The organism is Rhodococcus sp. 14-2470-1a, from assembly GCF_002259425.1.
GTDB classification, from domain to species: Bacteria; Actinomycetota; Actinomycetes; order Mycobacteriales; family Mycobacteriaceae; genus Rhodococcoides; species Rhodococcoides fascians_E.
On record NZ_NPFZ01000034.1, the window covers coordinates 38,510 to 56,965 of the forward strand.

Sequence of the window (18,456 nt, forward strand, 5' to 3'; positions counted from 1 at the left end):
GTCACGGACGCACGCCGACGTTGCTCGCGAGATATCCCACACGTCGCTGAACCGCTGCGATCTCGCGGACGCCGTCTCCGAGCACACTGCGTTCGATCGCGGAGAGCTCTCCCATGACGAGTACGTCTCCCGGCGCAAGGCCTGCTTCGAGCTGTTCGATCTGATGTCCCAGCCGCAGGCGCTGCAACAGAGTGAACACCTCGGTCAGAATGTCGACGTCGCGATCGGCCAGAAACCCGTTTCCCGACGCCGCCGCCAGTCTCGCCGGGGTGGACGCGGAGGCCAGCCCGACGGACAGGCCGCCCCACCGCGCAAGATTGACGATCGGCGTGATCGCGTGAGCCTTGAGATCGAACGTGCCGCCTCGTCGCGCCAGTACGTCACGCAGCGATCGAAGCCGGGCACGCCCGGCCAGTGCGTCGCGCAGTTGAAGTCGAAGCGCGTCGGGATGATCCGCGGCCATCGTGCGGTACACGTCGGGCACCGTGTGCAGTTCGGGATTTCCCCACACCACTCGTCCGTCGACGAGTAGAGACGACATGATCAGGCCCGAATCCGACGACGGATTGCCCCGGTCACCGAAGGGGTTGCTCAGCCAGTGTCCCGCCGCGGATTGCCATTGGGTCGCCGATCTCGCAAACCTCGGCGAGCTCGCCACTGCACCGTTCGAGTCGGCCGGTAGACCGCATGCGGCAAGGGTCAGATGCACTCGCGCAGCGAGGTCCATCAGCGCGGTGTCCCGGGTTCGCCCACCGCCCGACGGATCGGGCAGTAGATCGGACCAGGACAGGGCGCTGTCCACGTCCGAGGACGGCATCGCCTCCCGACGTGCGACGCTGCCGAGCGTCAACCATGCGACGTCGGACCGCGGAACTTCGGGGTCTGTTCCCCGCTCGAGCTCGAGCGCGCGTCGGACGACGCTGTCCATGACGACCGAGAGGATGGCGCTCACCGCAGTCGGTTCCGTCCCACCACGGAACAGGTCGATTGCGAGACCGGGAATTCTCCGAGCAGCGTCGATCAGCTCGCCCGTGGTCGTGGCAAGCGCAACCGATCGTCGCAACACGAAGCTTCGCCGGGTCGACGCCGCATGCAGTTCGGAGTCCTCGATGACGCCGATCATCTCGCCTCGCCCCGACAGCACCGGCATGTGCCGCAGACCTCGATCCAGCATGTCCACCAACACGGTGGCAGCCAACCGGTCGGCGGTGACGGTCTCGGCAGGTGCGGTCATGACGGCGCCGATCGGTGTGTCGACGCCGATGCCGGCGGCGACGACTCGGATGCGGAGATCGCGGTCGGTGAAGATCCCGTAGCGGCCACTGCCCAGCTGCACCAGTACGCACGATGCCCCGCGTTCGGTCATGGCCCGCACTGCGTCGCGAACCGTGGTGTCCGCATCGACGGCGATCGCTGGACCGGACACCAGGTCGCCGACGGTTCTGCGTGTGGTTCGGTCGGTCGGACCAGCCACAGCCGCAGTGGCGGTGGTCACCGCCTCGGCAAGGAACGCCAGGCCCGCGGGTTCGGAGAACAGCGGGCGCATGAGCGTCCCGGGCAGCTGGACGACGACGCTCGGTTCCGTCGTACGAGCGACGAAGCCGAACGTCGATCCGGACAACATGGCCGAGAACCCGAACACACCGCCGACGTCGACCGTGTCGACGGGAACGGCCGTGAGCGCCGTGTCGTCCGGTTGCAGAATGACGACCCGACCGCGTCGGACCACCCACACCGAATCGACGTCGCGCATGTCGACGTCGAGAATGGTTGCCCCGGTGGGGTACTCGACGCTCCGGGCCTCGGCGCTCAGCGCGCCCAATTCTCGCGGCGTCGCGGTCCGGAACGGAGGGTAGCGGGCGAGGAAGTCAGCTGTGTCGTCCACGGATCAGGTCCGCGCATTTCTCTGCCATGGTCATGACGGTGATGTTCGGGTTGACCGAGGGCAACTTGGGCATCGCCGACGCATCCACCACACGCAGGTTGCGTACGCCCTTGACCCTCAATTCCGGGTCGAGCACCGCCGTGACGTCTGCGGCGGACCCCATCCGTGCGGTGCCCGCCGGGTGATAGACGGTGTTGTGTGTCTTGTGCACGTAGTCGAGCAGGTCGTCGTCGGTCACGGCGGCGGGTCCTGGAGCGAGTTCACGTTCGATCCAGGACGACAGCGGCCCTCGCGCGGCGATCTTCCTCGCCAGCTTCAGGCCGGCGAGCATGACTGCGTCGTCGTGTCCGTCCGGGTCGGTGAAGTATCGGGGGTCCACTTTCGCGCGGTCCCGGAAGTCACGGCTCCGTAGGCGTACCGTGCCCCGCGACCGGCCCTGAGTCACGTTGGGAGTCAGACAGAATCCGTTGTCGGTCGTCGGGTATCCCCAGCGGAGGGTGTTCATGTCGAACGGCACGCTGCCGTAGTGCATCATGACGTCGGGGTAGTCGAGGTTCGGTTCGGTCGCGGCGAAGATACCGATTTCCCACCACTGCGAGGACGTCGTCACCATGGGCCGTGACGCTTCCCAGAAGACGAGGCCTTCGACGTGGTCGTCGAGATTTTCACCGACACCGGGCGAGTCGACTCGCACATCGATTCCCATGGAGCGCAGATGATCCGCGGGTCCGATGCCGGACAACATGAGCAGTTTCGGTGTGTCGATCGCGCCTGCTGTGACAATGACTTCGCGGCGCGCGGTGATCGTGTCGTACCCCGTCAGATCAGGTCGTTGGCAGCGGATCCCGGTTGCGGTGAGTGCGTCGTCGATCAGAATCTCGCTGATCCAGCTGTGAGTCCGAACCTCGAGATTGGGGCGTGAGTCCAGAATCGGATGCAGATACGCGTGTGAGGTGGACATGCGCGTGCCGTCCTCGCCTGCGTTGATCTGAAACCACCCGGCACCGTCGATGACGGTGTCACCGCGGTTGAACTGCACGGTGGGCAGACCGACCTCGGCAGCGGACTCCAGAACCGCTGTCCCGCAGGGATCCACGGGAGGAATGTCGCGGATGCGCACGGGCCCGTCGTGACCGCGTCCGGTGTCGTTGTTCTCCACTCGCGCCACCAACGGCAGCACGTCCTTCGCTCCCCACCCCGTTGCGCCCGCGGCTTCCCAGTCGTCCAGCGTCTGCGCGGGCGGGTGAAATGCGATGCAGGAGTTGTGCGACGAACACCCTCCGAGCACTTTCGCCCGGGCATGGCGCATGAAACTGTTGCCCCGCTCCTGTGGTTCGACGGGATAGTCCCAGTCGTAACCGGAATCCAACAGGTGCATCCACTGCGACAGGTCGAGAATGCTGTCGTCGCCCACATCGGACGGACCAGCCTCGACGAGGCACACGGTCACGGACGGATCCTCGCTCAGTCTCGCTGCGAGAACACACCCTGCGGTACCGCCTCCTGCGATGACGTAATCGAATGCCGCGTCCGTCACGACGGACTCCTCTCCTCACCGGTGGATGCATGTGACTTCAACGTACCGATGTGGCGACGACCCGTCGTTCCGTACCAGGCCAGACCCAGCACCAGAATCACACCGATGTAGACGAACGCACCCCACGTGTTGTACCAGGGACTGCCGTACACCGCGACGCGCGGCCACGCCAGATTCAAGGCCATGCCTGCTCCCCATACGACGGCGACCAGATTGACGATCAGGCCGGCTCTGCCCATCGTGAAGTAGCCGCCGGGTTTCAGGTCCTTCGGTGGCCATTCTCCTTTGAACCGCTTGACGAGCAGCGGACCGGTCACCATCAGATACGCGAGGTAGATCATGATGATCGCGATCGACGTCAGCACCGTGAAGATCTGCGGCTGACCGACGTTGACGACGAGGATCGCGATGGCCAGCACGCCGATCGTCACGGCAGGCACGACCGGAGTCTGGGTCTTCGGATTGACCTTGGCCAGGCTCTCGCCGAACGGCAATGCGTTGTCGCGCGCCATCGCGAACGTCAGACGGATCGCTGCGGTGTGGACGGCCAGTGAGCAGACGACGACGGCGACGACGATGCAGATCAGGAAGACCGTGCCGAGGGGACCCCACATCACCGATTCGACTATCGACTGAAGACTTCCCTCGGGGCTGCCGAGCGAGGGATCCTCCAGGTCGGGGGCTGCCATCACCGCGAACACGAGAATCGCCCCGCCGATGACGAACGACGCGAGAATGGCGCGCAGAATCGCCTTCGGTGCCGTCCGTCTGGGCTCGACGGTTTCCTCGCCGAGCGACGACGCGGTGTCGAATCCGTACATGACGTAGCCGGACGCAAGAGATGCGACGAGGAACGCGGCAAGGAAGCCGCCGCTCTCACCTGCTCCGTATCCGTTGGTGGAGAAGAAGACCTCGGGGCCTCGTGTGATGTTGGCCGCGAGAATGACGGCGATCAGCACTGCGGCGATCAACTCGATGAACACACCGGCACTGTTGATCATTGCCATCAACTTGACACCCAGCGCGTTGATGGTCGTGGTGATCGCAATCATGATTGCGCCCAACAGGACTGCGTTGGTCGCGAAATCGTTGTCTCCGCTGCCGTCGCCGATGATCTGGAAACCGGTCCAGATTCGCGGAAGATTCAATTGCAACGCGAGAACCACGGCCGACAGCGTGACGATCGACGCCGTCAGCATCAACCAGCCCGCAGACCACCCCACGATGCGCCGCCCCAGAAGCTTGGCCCAGTTGTAGACCGATCCCGCGACCGGATATTTGGCGGCGAGCTCCATGAAACACAGTGCGACGCAGAGTTGCCCGACGAACACTGCAGGCCACGACCACAGGTAGGCGGGCCCGGCCGTACCGAACCCGAAGTAGAACAGCTGGAACGTGCCGGTCAGAATCGATATGTAGCTCACACCTGCGGCGAAGCTGGCGAACTTTCCCAGACTTCGATCGAGCGATTCCTTGTAACCGAAATCGTCCATGCCGCTGTCGGAATCGACTGTCATACTCGTACTGCCTTTCGTCCGGCAGAACTCGTGGAATCTCAGGGGGTGCTGAACCACCCGGCCGCCGTGGGCGAGGTGTTGTGCCAGATATGCTTGGCTTCTTGATATTCGGACAATCCGGACGGGCCCAGTTCTCGACCGTTTCCGGATCGTTTGAATCCGCCCCATTCGGCCGCAGCAGTGTAGATGCCGAAGTCGTTGAGCCACACCGTTCCGTGCCGCAATCCGCGCACCATACGTTCGCCCCGCGCACTGTCCGACGTTCGGACACCCGCCGCGAGACCGTAGTTCGTGTCGTTGCCGAGACGCAACGCGTCCTCCTCGGTCGTGAAACGCTCAACAGTGAGTATGGGCCCGAACGTCTCTTCCTGCACGATTTTCATCGAGCGATCGCATCTGTCGAACACCGTGGGCAGAAAGAAGCTGCCGGCAGCAAGGCGCGGATCCTCGGGCCGCCTGCCGCCGACGACGAGCTCGGCACCTTCGGAAATCCCCAGTTCGACGAAGCCCTCGATCTTCTTCAGCTGCGCCTCCGACACGAGCGGTCCGGTCTCGGAGTTCTCGTCCAGGCCCGATCCCATCGTGATGTGGCCCGCGCGTTCGGCGAGTGCAGCGACGAATCGGTCCGCTACCGACTCCTCGATGATCAGCCGGGTCCCGGCAGAACACACCTGCCCCGAGTGCAGGAACACCCCGGTCAACACATGATCCACGGAGTTCGCGAACGCGTCGTCGTCGACGAGTGCATCGGCGAACACGATGTGCGGGTTCTTTCCGCCCAGCTCGACGGCAACCTTGGTCACGTTCGCGGCCGCCGCCGCCAGGATTGTTCGGCCCGTCGCCAGTCCCCCGGTGAACGAGATGAAGTCGACGTCCGGATCGGTCGTCAACGCCTCACCGAGTACGGCCCCGCTTCCCTGCACGAGGTTGACCACACCCGCAGGCACCCCTGCCTCTTCGACCAGTTTGGCGAACGCGATGGTGCTGAGCGGGGTCACTTCGCTGGGCTTGAGCACCATCGTGCACCCGGCCGCCAGCGCCGGTGCGATCTTCCAGGAGATCTGCAGAAGCGGATAGTTCCACGGCGCGATCATGACGCACACACCGATCGGCTCGTGCACGACGCGGCTGAGAATTTCGGGCCGTCCGACGTCGACGAGCCGGTCGCTGTGCACCGCCGCGAGTTCCGCGTAGTACCGGAACACCGATGTCACGTCGTCGATGTCGATTCGGCTCTCGGCCAACGTTTTACCGGTGTCGACGGTTTCCAGGTGCGCGAGTTGCTCCTTGTCCCGTTGCAGGAGATCCGCGATCGTACTCAGCAGCGCTGCCCGCTCGGAGACAGCCGTTGCCGGCCAGGCGCCGTCGTCGAAGGTTCGACGCGCCGCCGTGACAGCGTCTCGCGCGTCCGCGGGCGTCGCTTCGTCGACGACGACGACAACGCTTCCGTTCGACGGATCGACGATCTCCCGGGTGCCCCCGTCGGACGACTCCGTCCATCGTCCGTCGATCCACAACGACGGGCGCAGATTCGCTGTATCGAGTGCTTCGTTTCCGGAGGTGGGCACGTCGGACTCCTTCTCGCTGACCGGATGACTCGTGATCAACCGTAAGCCCGCGAGGGGTCTTCGTGTGCCAGTGCCGTCAGGAGCAGGCTGCGAGCACCCGTGCGACGTCGACGTCGTCGAGTGCCGCGGGAGGATTACGGAGCAGAATTTCGCGCAGTCGGCCGACGAATGCCTGACGACTGACTCCGAACTCGTTCAACACGTCCTCGCTGGGCCCGTCGCCGTGCGGAAACTGGGCTGTCACATGATCGTGCATGGGCTTCCTCGCAGCTCGTCCGGGGTTCAGGGCTCCGGTGCGGTGCCGAGTCGGGGGTCTGCGGCACCGCGCTCCGGAGTTGCATGGTTAATCAGTCCAACGACTCGAACCGTTACACATCGATACTGAATGGAACGCAGGCATGCAGGTAGCGTGCACGTCTTGGCCATCATTCACGCCGCAGAGTTGACGCCGAGCAAGCGCGACGCTCTCCGCGCCTGGCTACCGTCGCGTCCTTGGACGAGCAGCACGGATGTCGACATCCTCGGCGCGTACAGATTCGACGATCCCGCCGGTGCCGTCGGGATCGAGACATTCTTGATCTCGACCGGCGGCCGAGTACTGCAGGTCCCGCTCACGTACCGCGGCGCACCGTGGCCCCGGTCCGACGACGCCCTCGTGACGACGATGGAGCACTCGGTCCTCGGAACGAGATGGGCGTACGACGGTGTGGCCGATCCGGTGTACGTGACCGCGCTGGTAACTGCGATCCTGACCGGTGGAACCGAGGCCGCCCTGGTGTACGACTACGAGGAGTACGACTACGAGGAGTACGACTACGAGGCTCCGCCGGAGAAGCGGGCCGTCACCACCCGAGTCGTCGGCACCGGAACCCCGGGCACCCCGGTACCTGCCTTCGACTCGGTGTCGTCGATCGATTCCGACGACTCGACGACGATCACCGCCGGGGCGACGCGCATCGACCTCGTCCGTGCCGTCGACACCACTCGATCGACCGCAGCCGGCCCGTCCCTGACCGGCATCTGGCCCGGGCAGTCCGAGCCCGTCGTCCTGGCCTGGATCAGGCCGCACGAGGATTGACAGACGACTACAGACTCGTTGTCGGACAGAGGTTTACCTAATTTTGCCGAACCGTACCCACGGCGATGGTTCGGACGTAGCATCGCTCACGTGACCGCCTCGCTGCGCATCCTCGTCTACAGCAGCAATGCGCACACGCGCGCCGACGTCACCTCGTCCATCGGACGACGCCCCGATCCATCGCTTCCGGATGTCGAATACCTCGAGGTCGCGAGCGAGCCCATGGTGGTGCATCACCTCGACGCAGGCGGAATAGACCTTGCGATCCTCGACGGAGAGGCAGCGCCGGCCGGCGGGATGGGTGTCGCCAAACAGCTGAGGGACGAGATCGAACACTGCCCGCCGCTGGTCGTTCTCACCGGTCGCCCCGACGACAGGTGGCTGGCCGAGTGGTCCGGCGCCGATGCTGCGGTGTCGCAACCCCTCGACCCTTTCGTTCTGACGAGGGCAGTGACGGATTTACTGCGCACGTCGTCGAAATCTGTCGGTCACAACTGATTTCCTTCGCCGACTCGTGACGGCGCAAGATCAACTTTTCGACCGACACGCCGATCCGACTGGCCGAAAACCGAGACAAGTCGGGGCATCGCACCGGTAGGCTGTGTTCCAGCTCACAATTTCTGTTGGCTAAGGACCTCTTGGTCGGCAGAACTCCTCATTTGCTCACAAGGCAGGCACGGAGAGGCGACACAGGTTGAACGAGTACATCCCCATTCTGGTCCTGGGCGCTGTCGCAGTCGCCTTCGCCCTCGTGTCCGTCGTCATCGCAGCAGTTGTCGGGCCCAAGCGCTACAACCGTGCCAAATTGGATGCCTACGAATGCGGAATCGAGCCGACCGCGCAGCCGATGGGAGCTGGCCGATACCCCGTCAAGTTCTACTTGACGGCCATGCTGTTCATCATCTTCGACATCGAGATCGTCTTCCTCTATCCCTGGGCTGTTCACTTCGACGCGCTCGGCATCTTCGGTCTTCTCGCAATGGGCATGTTCATCGTCAGCGCCGCCGTCGCGTACGCCTACGAATGGCGTCGAGGCGGCTTGAGCTGGGATTAGTCCGCCGACCGCGCGCCGAACAACAAGAAGGGTCCGACATGGGTCTCGAAGAGAAGCTCCCGAGCGGCTTTCTGCTGAGCACGGTGGAGGGGCTCGCCGGCTACGTTCGCAAAGGCTCGCTGTGGCCCGCGACGTTCGGACTCGCGTGCTGCGCGATCGAGATGATGGCCACCAGTTCGGGGCGGTTCGACATCGCACGTTTCGGCATGGAGGCGTTCCGCGCATCCCCTCGGCAGGCCGACCTGATGATCGTCGCCGGACGGGTCAGCCAGAAGATGGCACCGGTTCTTCGGCAGATCTACGACCAGATGGCCGAGCCGAAATGGGTTCTGGCAATGGGCGTGTGCGCATCCTCGGGCGGGATGTTCAACAACTACGCCATAGTCCAGGGCGTCGATCATGTCGTTCCGGTCGACATCTATCTGCCGGGCTGCCCGCCGCGGCCGGAGATGCTGCTCGACGCGATCCTGAAACTGCACGAGAAAATTCAGGAGATGCCGCTGGGCGTCGACCGAGAGACGGTAGCGCGTGCCGCCGAGGAAGCAGCATTGAACTCCAGGCCGACGATCGAGCTGAAGGGACTGCTTCGATGACGGTGAACAAGCGCGGGATGTTCGGCGTCCGCGGGACGGGCGACACCTCAGGGTACGGGCGGCTCGTGATACCGCCGCTGGTTCAGGGCAGCACCGAGCGGCCGTACGGAGGATTCTTCGACTCGGTCGCAGACGAACTCGCCTCCGCACTCCGAGACGACTTCGGTGTCGAGTTCGACGCCGCCGTCGAATCCGTCGTAGTCTTCCGCGGTGAATTGACCCTGCACGTCCGGCGCGAGCACCTGCGCGCAGTGGCGAGCACGCTTCGAAACGGTCCCGAGCTACGGTTCGAGATGTGCCTGGGCGTCAACGGCGTTCACTATCCACAGAACACCGGCCGGGAACTTCACGCGTGCTATCCCCTGCTCTCCATCACCCACAACCGTCGTGTTCGTCTGGAAGTGTCGGTGCCGGAATCGGATCCGCACATCCCGAGCCTCGTCGGTATCTACCCGACGAACGACTGGCACGAACGCGAAACGTTCGACTTCTTCGGCATCGAGTTCGACGGACACCCGTCGCTGACACGCATTCAGATGCCCGACGACTGGGTGGGTCATCCCCAGCGCAAGGACTATCCATTGGGTGGGATTCCCGTCGAGTACAAGGGCGCGAGCATTCCCCCACCCGATCGACGGCGGGAGTACAACTGATGACGGACACAGCAGGCCACGACACGTCGGCCCCTCCGGAGAAATCCTTCACCGTGTCCGGGCAGGACTGGGACGACATCGTGGCGGCAGCCGCCGACACGTCGACGTCCTCGGAGGAGCGGATCGTCGTCAACATGGGTCCGCAGCACCCGTCGACGCACGGTGTACTGCGTCTGATTCTGGAGATCGAAGCCGAGACCGTGACCGAGGCCAGATGCGGGATCGGCTATCTGCACACCGGGATCGAGAAGAACCTCGAGTTCCGAAACTGGACCCAGGGCGTCACGTTCGTCACGCGCATGGATTATCTGTCCCCTTTCTTCAACGAGGCTGCATATTGTCTGGGTGTCGAGAAACTCCTCGACATCACCGACGAGATTCCCGAGCGCGCGACCGTGATTCGCGTTCTGCTGATGGAACTCAACAGAATCTCGTCGCACCTCGTCGCGCTGGCGACAGGCGGGATGGAACTCGGCGCCGTGACTGCGATGCTGTTCGGATTCCGCGAACGAGAACAGATCCTCGACGTGTTCGAAACCATCACCGGCCTCAGAATGAACCACGCGTACATCAGGCCCGGTGGTCTGGCGCAGGATTTGCCCGAGGGAGCGATCCAGAAGATACGCGACCTTCTGAAGACACTGCCGTCCGGATTGACCGACATGTCGAACATGTTGGACGACAACAGGATCTGGAAGGCTCGAACCAAGGGTATCGGTTATCTCGACCTCACCGGATGCATGGCGCTCGGGATCACGGGACCGATGCTCAGGTCCACCGGCCTGCCCCACGACCTACGCGTGTCGCAGCCGTACTGCGGTTACGAGAACTACGAGTTCGATGTGTGCACCGACACCGGGTGCGACGCGTACGGCCGCTACATCATTCGGGTCGCGGAGATGCGTGAGTCGTTGAAGATCGTGGAACAGTGCCTCGATCGGCTCCGGCCGGGACCGATCATGATCGACGACAAGAAGATCGCGTGGCCGGCCGACCTGTCCGTCGGGTCCGACGGAATGGGAAATTCCGCGGACCACGTCCGGGACATCATGAACACGTCGATGGAATCGCTGATTCACCATTTCAAGCTGGTGACCGAGGGGTTCCGCGTTCCGGCCGGGCAGGTCTACGTTGCCGTCGAGTCGCCGCGCGGCGAGCTCGGCGTGCACATGGTGAGCGACGGCGGAACTCGGCCGTTCCGGGTGCACTACCGGGATCCGTCGTTCACCAACCTCCAAGCCGTGGCTGCGACGTGCGAGGGCGGGATGGTTGCCGACGTCATCGCCGCCGTCGCCAGCATCGATCCGGTGATGGGCGGTGTCGACCGATGAGCGAGAAGGTCCACCTTCGACTCCGAACCCGCCCGGCCCCGTACCCGGACGATGTCCGGGTCCGCCTCGACGAGGACGCCAGGGCGATCATCGCGAGGTACTCGCCTCCGGACGCGCCGAACCCGGCGATGGCACGGTCGGCGCTGCTGCCGTTGCTCCACCTCGTGCAGTCCCAGGACGGGTATGTTTCCCCCACCGGAATCGAATTCTGCGCCGAGCACCTCGGGTTGACGGGTGCCGAAGTCACAGCCGTGTCGAGTTTCTACTCCATGTATCGGCGCGAGCCGACGGGCGACTACCTCGTCGGCGTCTGCACCAACACTCTGTGTGCCGTGATGGGCGGAGACGCGATCATGGACGCTCTGCGCGAACACGTCGACCCCGCCGATCCGGCCGTGACCCTCACGCACGTCGAATGCAATGCGGCGTGCGACTACGCGCCGGTCGTCATGGTCAACTGGGAGTTCTTCGACAATCAGACACCGGAATCCGCTCGTGCACTGGTCGATTCGCTCCGCTCCGACACCGAGGTGGTTCCCACCCGTGGTGCATCGTTGTGCACGTTCCAGGAGACTGAGCGAATTCTCGCCGGTTTCCCCGACCAGCGGCTCGGCGCCGTGCACGCGGGTGGACGTGCGGGTGCGTCGACGCTGGCAGGTCTGCGGTTCGCTCGCGAGCACGGAATGAACGCGCCGACTGCGGACGAAGTGCGAGACAGTGGAGCCGCCCCGTTGGGCTCCGAGCAGGCCAACGCCGCCGAGACCACCAAGGACAAGCCCGCTCCTGCACCGACGGAATCGGTTCCCCCCGAGAAAGGACCGTGACGTGGCGCTGACCCCTGTCCTGAGCAGTTACTGGGACGACCCCGAATCATGGACCCTCGAAACCTACGAACGCCACGGCGGCTACGACGGCCTCCGCCGTGCACTCGAGATGCCCGCAGGCGACGTGATCGCCACGGTCAAGGACGCGGGACTTCGGGGCCGGGGAGGAGCCGGATTCCCGACGGGGATGAAGTGGAGCTTCATCCCGCAGGGTGACGGCAAGCCGCACTATCTCGTGGTCAACGCCGACGAGTCCGAGCCCGGCACGTGCAAGGACATGCCGTTGCTTCTGGCGACGCCGCAAGTCCTGATCGAGGGAATCGTGATCGCGGCGTACGCGATTCGGGCGCACCGCGCCTACATCTATCTGCGAGGCGAGGTCGTCCCCGTGCTTCGACGTGTTCAGGCTGCAGTCGAGGAGGCCTATGCCTCCGGGTATCTCGGCACGGACATCCTCGGCAGCGGATTCGATCTGGACGTCGTGGTGCACGCGGGCGCGGGCGCGTACATCTGCGGCGAGGAGACGGCTCAGCTGGACTCGCTGGAGGGTCGACGTGGGCAACCTCGACTACGGCCGCCGTTTCCTGCGGTGGCAGGTCTGTACGCGTGCCCGACGGTGGTCAACAACGTCGAGTCCATCGCGAGCGTCCCGTCGATTCTGCGCAACGGTGTCGACTGGTTCCGGTCCATGGGCAGCGAGAAGTCCCCGGGTTCCACGCTGTACTCGTTGTCGGGGCACGTGACGACTCCCGGACAGTACGAGGCTCCGCTCGGCATCACACTGCGGGAGCTTCTGGACTACGCGGGCGGTGTGCGCGAGGGTCATTCGCTGAAGTTCTGGACGCCAGGCGGGTCGTCGACGCCGATCTTCACTTCCGAGCATCTCGACGTTCCGTTGGACTACGAGGGCGTCGGTGCAGCCGGATCCATGCTGGGCACCAAGGCGTTGCAGATATTCGACGAAACGACGTGCGTCGTACGTGCGGTACGGAGATGGACGGAGTTCTACGCCCACGAATCCTGCGGCAAATGCACGCCGTGCCGCGAAGGAACGTACTGGCTCGTGCAGATCTACGAGAGGCTCGAAACCGGCCGCGGAACGGAATCGGATCTCGACACGTTGCTCGACATCGCGGACAGCATTCTCGGCAAGTCCTTCTGTGCCCTCGGCGACGGCGCAGTCAGCCCGATCACGTCGTCGCTGAAGCATTTCAGAGACGAGTACGCACAGCACATCGGCGCATCCTGCCCGTTCGATCCGCACCGCAGCACGCTGATGTCCGCCGAACTGACAGCGGGAGGGCTTTCGTCATGAGCACCTCGGTGGACACCGTCACCGTCAGCATCGACGGCCAGGAAATCCAAGTCCTTCCCGGCACCCTGGTGATACGTGCCGCGGAGCTGATCGGCATTCAGATTCCCAGGTTCTGCGACCACCCGCTCCTCGATCCGGTGGGGGCCTGCCGCCAATGTCTCGTCGAGGTGGAGGGCCAGCGCAAACCGTTGGCGTCGTGCACCACCATGGTGACCGACGGCATGATCGTTCGCACTCAGCTGAGCTCGCCGGTTGCTGCGAAGGCGCAGAAGGGCGTCATGGAGCTGTTGCTCATCAATCATCCGCTCGACTGCCCGGTGTGCGACAAGGGCGGCGAGTGCCCCCTGCAGAACCAGGCGATGTCGGCAGGCCGGTCCGAGTCACGGTTCGTCGAGGAGAAGCGCACGTATCCGAAACCGATTCCGCTGTCCACCGAGGTGCTGCTGGACCGCGAGCGGTGCGTGCTCTGCGCGCGGTGCACTCGATTCTCCTCGCAGATCGCGGGCGACCCGTTCATCGAGCTCGTCGAGCGAGGGGCGCTGCAGCAGGTCGGCATCTACGAGAACGAGCCGTTCGAGTCCTATTTCTCCGGCAACACCGTGCAGGTCTGTCCGGTCGGGGCACTGACCGGAGCGGCGTACCGATTCCGCGCTCGGCCCTACGACCTGGTGTCGACTCCGAGCGCCTGCGAGCACTGCGCCAGCGGGTGCGCGCAACGTACCGATCATCGCCGCGGAAAAGTGTTGCGCCGCCTGGCGGGAGACGACCCGACCGTCAACGAGGAATGGAACTGCGACAAGGGACGGTGGGCGTTCACGTACGCCACCGAGCCCGACAGGTTGACCACTCCGCTCGTGCGCACGGCAGACGGATCTCTGGAACCCGCGTCGTGGTCCGAGGCCATGGCAGTCGCGGCCGCGGGACTGAGCAAGGCCGATCGAGTGGGCGTGCTCGTCGGCGGCCGCGCAACCGTGGAGGATGCCTACGCGTATTCGAAGTTCACTCGGGTCACGTTGCGCACGAACGACATCGATTTCCGTGCTCGTGCACACAGCATCGAGGAGGCCGAGTTCCTCGCCTCGCATGTCGCCGGCGCCGACACGAACGTCACCTACGCGCGACTCGAGAACGCTCCCGCAGTGGTCCTGGTCGGATTCGAGCCCGAGGAAGAATCGCCCATCGTCTTCCTCAGACTGCGCAAAGCCGTCCGCACGAAGGGTCAGAAGGTGAAGGCCGTCGCGCCGTTCCTGTCGGCCGGGACGTGCAAGCTGGGCGCGTCGTTGATTTCCTGTGTGCCCGGCCAGGAGCCCGCGGCGCTCGCCGACCTCGGAGATCTGCCCGAGGGCAGTGTGATTCTGGTCGGCGAACGAGTGGCGGACACTGCTGGCGGCTACACGGCGGTCGTCGCCGCATCGCAGGAAACCGGTGCTGCCCTGGCCTGGATTCCTCGACGGGCAGGCGATCGTGGTGCGCTCGACATGGGAGCGCTGCCGACCCTTCTTCCCGGTGGGCGACCTGTCGGCGACGCAGGCGCGCGAACGGACCTCGCCGAGTTCTGGGGCACGACTGCAGTGCCCGACTCCCACGGGCTGGACACGACGGGAATCCTCGGCTCGGCGAGGTCGGGCGGCGCACTCGTGGTCGGCGGCGTCGAGCTCGCAGACCTGCCCGATCCCGCCGCCGCAGCAGCGGCGCTGAACAGCGCATCGTTCGTGGTCAGCCTCGAGATCCGCCACAGCAGCGTCACCGAACATGCGGACGTGGTGTTCCCGGTCGCTCCGGTGACCGAGAAGGCAGGGACCTATCTGGACTGGGAAGGCCGCTCGCGTTCCTTCGAGGCAGCGATTCCCGATTCGCGGTCGCTGACCGACGGCCGGGTACTCCATGCACTCGCTGCCCAGATGAACGCGCCCATCGGCCTTCCCGACGTCCAGAGCACGCGCAGCGAGATCGACAGGCTGGGATCCTGGACGGGCGCGCCTCCCCCAGCGCCGAGCCACGATCCATCTCCGACCCCGACACCGAGCGTCGGCGAAGCCGTTCTCGCCACCTGGAGAATGCTGCTGGATGCCGGCCGCATGCAGGACGGTGAACCGCATCTCGCCGGTACCGCGCGCACCCCGGTGGTGCGGCTGTCCCCCGGCACGGCGGCAGAGATAGGCGTCTCCGAAGGTGATCCGGTGACGGTGTCGTCGGGCGGGGGATCGATCACCCTCCCGCTGGCGATCACCGACCTACCCGATCGGGTGGTGTGGCTGCCGATGCGCTCGACCGGGTCCGAGGTCAACTCGGCACTCGGAGTAGGCAACGGCGCCGTCGTCCGTGTCGAAGGCGCGTCGTCGTGAGCGGGACGTTCGGGACGGACCCGTGGTGGCTCGTGGTCGCGAAGTCGCTGGCGATCTTCGTCTTCCTGATCCTGACACCGCTCGTCTGCATTCTCGTCGAACGGAAGGTCATGGCGCGTATGCAGAACCGCGTCGGACCGAACCGAGTAGGGCCGGGCGGAATGCTCCAGAGCCTCGCCGACGGCGTGAAGCTGGCGCTGAAGGAAGGGATCGTCCCCAAGGGCGTCGACAAACCGATCTACCTTCTGGCTCCGGTGATCGCGACGGTGCCCGCGTTCATGGCCTTCGCCGTGATTCCCTTCGGACCCGAAGTGTCGATCCTCGGCCACCGGGCTGCCCTGCAGCTGACGGACTTTCCGGTCGGAGTCCTGTACATCCTTGCCGTCACATCCGTCGGTGTGTACGGAATCGTGCTCGCCGGGTGGGCGTCGGGTTCGACGTACCCGTTGCTCGGAGGGTTGAGATCCACCGCGCAGGTCATCTCGTACGAGATCGCGATGGGCTTGTCCTTCACCGCGGTTTTCCTGTACGCGGGCACCATGTCGACATCCGGAATCGTTGCCGCACAGTCGAACACGTGGTACATCTTTCTGCTGTTCCCGTCGTTCGCGATCTATCTGACGTCCATGGTGGGTGAAACCAACCGCGCTCCCTTCGACCTTCCCGAGGCCGAGGGTGAGTTGGTCGGCGGATTCCACACCGAGTACTCCTCCCTGAACTTCGCGATGTTCATGCTCGCCGAGTACGTCAACATGGTCACGGTGTCCGCACTCGCGACAACACTGTTCCTCGGCGGATGGCATGCACCGTTCCCGATCAGCCTGTGGGACGGCGCGAATGCCGGGTGGTGGCCGGTTCTGTGGTTCACGCTGAAGGTGTGGCTCTTCCTGTTCGTCTTCATCTGGCTGCGAAGCACGTTGCCGCGACTGCGCTACGACCAGTTCATGAATCTCGGCTGGAAGGTTCTGATCCCGATCTCGTTGATCTGGATAATGCTCGTGGCCACCGTCCGCGCGTTCCGCATCGAAGGATACGGATCACTGGCTGTCGCGCTGGTCGTCGTCAGCGCCGTCGTGGCTCTGTCGGTAACGGTCTTCGTCCGGCGCCGGTTGCACCGCGAGCCGGACGAGCCGTCCCCACCGTCCACGCACGACGAACCGTTCGATCCGTTCGCCGGCGGTTTCCCCGTCCCACCGATGCCGGGACAGACACTGCCGACACCAGTGAAGGAGCGCAGCGATGCCTGAATTTCTCGGTCCGGTGGCAGGTTTCGGTGTCACGTTCTCGACGATGTTCAAGAAGCCGGTGACGGAGTTCTATCCCGAGGACAAGGTACCGACCGCTCAGCGTTACCACGGCAGGCACCAGCTCAATCGTTACCCCGATGGCCTCGAGAAGTGCATCGGGTGCGAGCTGTGTGCTTGGGCGTGCCCGGCGGATGCAATCTACGTCGAGGGCGCGGACAACACCGACGAGGAGCGCTGGTCCCCCGGTGAGAGATACGGGCAGGTCTATCAGATCAACTACCTCCGCTGCATCGGATGCGGGCTGTGCATCGAAGCCTGCCCGACGCGCGCGTTGACCATGACCAACGAGTACGAGTTGGCCGACGACAACCGCGCCGACCTCATCTACGAGAAGGACCGCCTCCTCGCGCCGATGGAACCGGGCATGGAACCCGCGCCACATCCCATGGCCGAGAACACGACTGCGGCCGACTACTACCGAGGGACGATCCGATGAGCACCGGAACCGCCGAGGCCGTCCAGTTCTGGCTGCTGGGCGGATTGGCGGTACTGGGTGCGATCGCGATGGTCTGCGCCACCAAAGCCGTGTACTCGGCTCTGTTCCTCGCGGTCACGATGATCATCCTGGCCGTGTTCTACATCGCGCAGGGCGCGGTGTTCCTCGGCGTCGTACAAGTCGTCGTCTACACCGGCGCGGTGATGATGCTGTTCCTGTTCGTGTTGATGCTCGTCGGGGTGGACTCGGCGGACTCGTTGACCGAAACGCTGAAAGGTCAACGGCCTGCCGCGATCGCCGCAGGCATCGGCTTCGGGCTCGTCGTCATCGGTGCGATCGGCAACGCATCGGTGGAGAGCGGGCGACCGGACTTCGTCGGACTCGACGCCGCCAATGCGGGCGGCAACGTCGAAGGCCTCGCCGAGCTCATCTTCGTTCGCTACCTCTGGGCGTTCGAACTCACCGGTGCGCTGCTGATCATCGCCACGGTCGGCGCGATGATCCTCGCCCACCGTGAGCGGTTCACCGAGCGGCAAGGTCAGCGCGAGCTGTCCGAGCAGCGCTTCCGCGACGGCACTCACGTCACGCCGATGCCGAGTCCCGGAGTGTATGCCCGGCACAACGCCGTCGACTGGCCCGCGCGTCTGCCCGACGGGTCACCGTCGGAGCTGTCCGTCAACCCGATGCACCGCGGTCACCGGGACGGTGAGATGTGAATCCCGAGAACTACCTGTATCTGTCGGTCCTCCTCTTCACGATCGGTGCGGCGGGTGTTCTGTTGCGCCGCAACGCGATCGTCGTGTTCATGTGCATCGAGCTCATGCTCAACGCCGCCAACCTCGCATTCGTGACGTTCGCCCGGATGCACGGCAATCTCGAAGGCCAGGTCTTCGCGTTCTTCACCATGGTGGTGGCTGCAGCCGAGGTGGTCGTCGGCCTCGCGATCATCATGACCATCTTCCGTGCCCGCCGCTCGGCCTCGGTCGACGACGCCAACCTGCTGAAGAACTGAC

At 64.6% G+C, this 18,456-nt stretch carries 18 protein-coding genes; 13 read left to right on the forward strand and 5 right to left on the reverse strand.

Annotation, left to right across the window (positions count from 1 at the left end; genetic code table 11):
* Window position 1 precedes the first annotated feature (1 nt).
* The 5 genes from CH292_RS24050 to CH292_RS24070 form a co-directional block, all read right to left on the reverse strand.
* Window positions 2-1,885 carry a putative nucleotidyltransferase substrate binding domain-containing protein gene (locus tag CH292_RS24050; protein WP_094655897.1) on the reverse strand — a complete coding sequence of 628 codons (1,884 nt, stop codon included), beginning with the start codon at window positions 1,883-1,885 and terminating at the stop codon, window positions 2-4.
* Complete coding sequence (locus CH292_RS24055) at window positions 1,869-3,422, reverse strand: GMC family oxidoreductase (RefSeq protein WP_094627175.1); 1,554 nt, start codon at window positions 3,420-3,422, stop codon at window positions 1,869-1,871. The genes CH292_RS24050 and CH292_RS24055 overlap by 17 nt, the downstream gene beginning before the upstream one ends.
* Window positions 3,419-4,939 (reverse strand): APC family permease, encoded by a 1,521-nt coding sequence (locus CH292_RS24060; protein WP_019664145.1) that lies wholly within the window; start codon window positions 4,937-4,939, stop codon window positions 3,419-3,421. The genes CH292_RS24055 and CH292_RS24060 overlap by 4 nt, the downstream gene beginning before the upstream one ends.
* 38 nt (window positions 4,940-4,977) lie before the next feature.
* Window positions 4,978-6,507: an aldehyde dehydrogenase family protein gene (locus tag CH292_RS24065; RefSeq protein WP_179275203.1), complete on the reverse strand. Its 1,530-nt coding sequence runs from the start codon at window positions 6,505-6,507 to the stop codon at window positions 4,978-4,980.
* A gap of 76 nt (window positions 6,508-6,583) precedes the next feature.
* Window positions 6,584-6,763, reverse strand: a complete 180-nt coding sequence (locus CH292_RS24070) for a hypothetical protein (RefSeq protein WP_019664147.1) — start codon at window positions 6,761-6,763, stop codon at window positions 6,584-6,586.
* Window positions 6,764-6,916: 153 nt separating this feature from the next.
* Here CH292_RS24070 and CH292_RS24075 point away from each other — a divergent pair, with 153 nt between their 5' ends.
* From CH292_RS24075 to nuoK, 13 genes are all read left to right on the forward strand, one after another.
* Complete coding sequence (locus tag CH292_RS24075; RefSeq protein WP_094655898.1) at window positions 6,917-7,585, forward strand: hypothetical protein; 669 nt, start codon at window positions 6,917-6,919, stop codon at window positions 7,583-7,585.
* Window positions 7,586-7,675: 90 nt separating this feature from the next.
* The gene (locus tag CH292_RS24080; protein ID WP_020110236.1) at window positions 7,676-8,083 is read left to right on the forward strand and encodes a hypothetical protein; all 408 of its coding nucleotides are present in this window, start codon (window positions 7,676-7,678) and stop codon (window positions 8,081-8,083) included.
* 196 nt (window positions 8,084-8,279) lie between these two features.
* The gene (locus tag CH292_RS24085; RefSeq protein WP_019664150.1) at window positions 8,280-8,639 is read left to right on the forward strand and encodes an NADH-quinone oxidoreductase subunit A; all 360 of its coding nucleotides are present in this window, start codon (window positions 8,280-8,282) and stop codon (window positions 8,637-8,639) included.
* A gap of 38 nt (window positions 8,640-8,677) precedes the next feature.
* The gene (locus CH292_RS24090; protein ID WP_019664151.1) at window positions 8,678-9,232 is read left to right on the forward strand and encodes an NADH-quinone oxidoreductase subunit B family protein; all 555 of its coding nucleotides are present in this window, start codon (window positions 8,678-8,680) and stop codon (window positions 9,230-9,232) included.
* Window positions 9,229-9,885 (forward strand): NADH-quinone oxidoreductase subunit C, encoded by a 657-nt coding sequence (locus CH292_RS24095; RefSeq protein ID WP_256978498.1) that lies wholly within the window; start codon window positions 9,229-9,231, stop codon window positions 9,883-9,885. Before CH292_RS24090 ends, CH292_RS24095 begins: the two co-directional genes overlap by 4 nt.
* On the forward strand, window positions 9,885-11,216 hold the full coding sequence (nuoD, locus tag CH292_RS24100) for an NADH dehydrogenase (quinone) subunit D (protein WP_019664153.1): 1,332 nt from the start codon (window positions 9,885-9,887) through the stop codon (window positions 11,214-11,216). The genes CH292_RS24095 and nuoD overlap by 1 nt, the downstream gene beginning before the upstream one ends.
* Window positions 11,213-12,040: an NADH-quinone oxidoreductase subunit NuoE gene (gene nuoE / locus CH292_RS24105; protein ID WP_094655899.1), complete on the forward strand. Its 828-nt coding sequence runs from the start codon at window positions 11,213-11,215 to the stop codon at window positions 12,038-12,040. The genes nuoD and nuoE overlap by 4 nt, the downstream gene beginning before the upstream one ends.
* Window position 12,041: 1 nt before the next feature.
* Window positions 12,042-13,355, forward strand: a complete 1,314-nt coding sequence (nuoF, locus tag CH292_RS24110) for an NADH-quinone oxidoreductase subunit NuoF (RefSeq protein WP_094655900.1) — start codon at window positions 12,042-12,044, stop codon at window positions 13,353-13,355.
* A complete protein-coding gene (locus CH292_RS24115; RefSeq protein WP_019664156.1) occupies window positions 13,352-15,700 on the forward strand; it encodes an NADH-quinone oxidoreductase subunit G in 2,349 nt (782 codons plus the stop codon). Before nuoF ends, CH292_RS24115 begins: the two co-directional genes overlap by 4 nt.
* Window positions 15,697-16,947 carry an NADH-quinone oxidoreductase subunit NuoH gene (gene nuoH, locus CH292_RS24120; RefSeq protein ID WP_094655901.1) on the forward strand — a complete coding sequence of 417 codons (1,251 nt, stop codon included), beginning with the start codon at window positions 15,697-15,699 and terminating at the stop codon, window positions 16,945-16,947. Before CH292_RS24115 ends, nuoH begins: the two co-directional genes overlap by 4 nt.
* Complete coding sequence (gene nuoI / locus CH292_RS24125) at window positions 16,940-17,443, forward strand: NADH-quinone oxidoreductase subunit NuoI (protein ID WP_019664158.1); 504 nt, start codon at window positions 16,940-16,942, stop codon at window positions 17,441-17,443. Before nuoH ends, nuoI begins: the two co-directional genes overlap by 8 nt.
* The gene (locus tag CH292_RS24130) at window positions 17,440-18,159 is read left to right on the forward strand and encodes an NADH-quinone oxidoreductase subunit J (RefSeq protein WP_019664159.1); all 720 of its coding nucleotides are present in this window, start codon (window positions 17,440-17,442) and stop codon (window positions 18,157-18,159) included. Before nuoI ends, CH292_RS24130 begins: the two co-directional genes overlap by 4 nt.
* Window positions 18,156-18,455 (forward strand): NADH-quinone oxidoreductase subunit NuoK, encoded by a 300-nt coding sequence (gene nuoK, locus CH292_RS24135; protein ID WP_020110242.1) that lies wholly within the window; start codon window positions 18,156-18,158, stop codon window positions 18,453-18,455. Before CH292_RS24130 ends, nuoK begins: the two co-directional genes overlap by 4 nt.
* Window position 18,456 lies beyond the last annotated feature (1 nt).

Excerpts from the sequence above, each read along its gene's own strand:
- nuoE (WP_094655899.1), top strand. The coding sequence starts at position 11,213 with ATGAGCGAGAAGGTCCACCTTCGACTCCGAACCCGCCCGGCCCCGTAC.
- CH292_RS24090 (WP_019664151.1), top strand. The coding sequence starts at position 8,678 with ATGGGTCTCGAAGAGAAGCTCCCGAGCGGCTTTCTGCTGAGCACGGTG.
- CH292_RS24060 (WP_019664145.1), bottom strand. The coding sequence starts at position 4,939 with ATGACAGTCGATTCCGACAGCGGCATGGACGATTTCGGTTACAAGGAA.
- nuoI (WP_019664158.1), top strand. The coding sequence starts at position 16,940 with ATGCCTGAATTTCTCGGTCCGGTGGCAGGTTTCGGTGTCACGTTCTCG.
- CH292_RS24130 (WP_019664159.1), top strand. The coding sequence starts at position 17,440 with ATGAGCACCGGAACCGCCGAGGCCGTCCAGTTCTGGCTGCTGGGCGGA.
- CH292_RS24070 (WP_019664147.1), bottom strand. The coding sequence starts at position 6,763 with ATGCACGATCATGTGACAGCCCAGTTTCCGCACGGCGACGGGCCCAGC.
- CH292_RS24115 (WP_019664156.1), top strand. The coding sequence starts at position 13,352 with ATGAGCACCTCGGTGGACACCGTCACCGTCAGCATCGACGGCCAGGAA.
- nuoD (WP_019664153.1), top strand. The coding sequence starts at position 9,885 with ATGACGGACACAGCAGGCCACGACACGTCGGCCCCTCCGGAGAAATCC.
- CH292_RS24095 (WP_256978498.1), top strand. The coding sequence starts at position 9,229 with ATGACGGTGAACAAGCGCGGGATGTTCGGCGTCCGCGGGACGGGCGAC.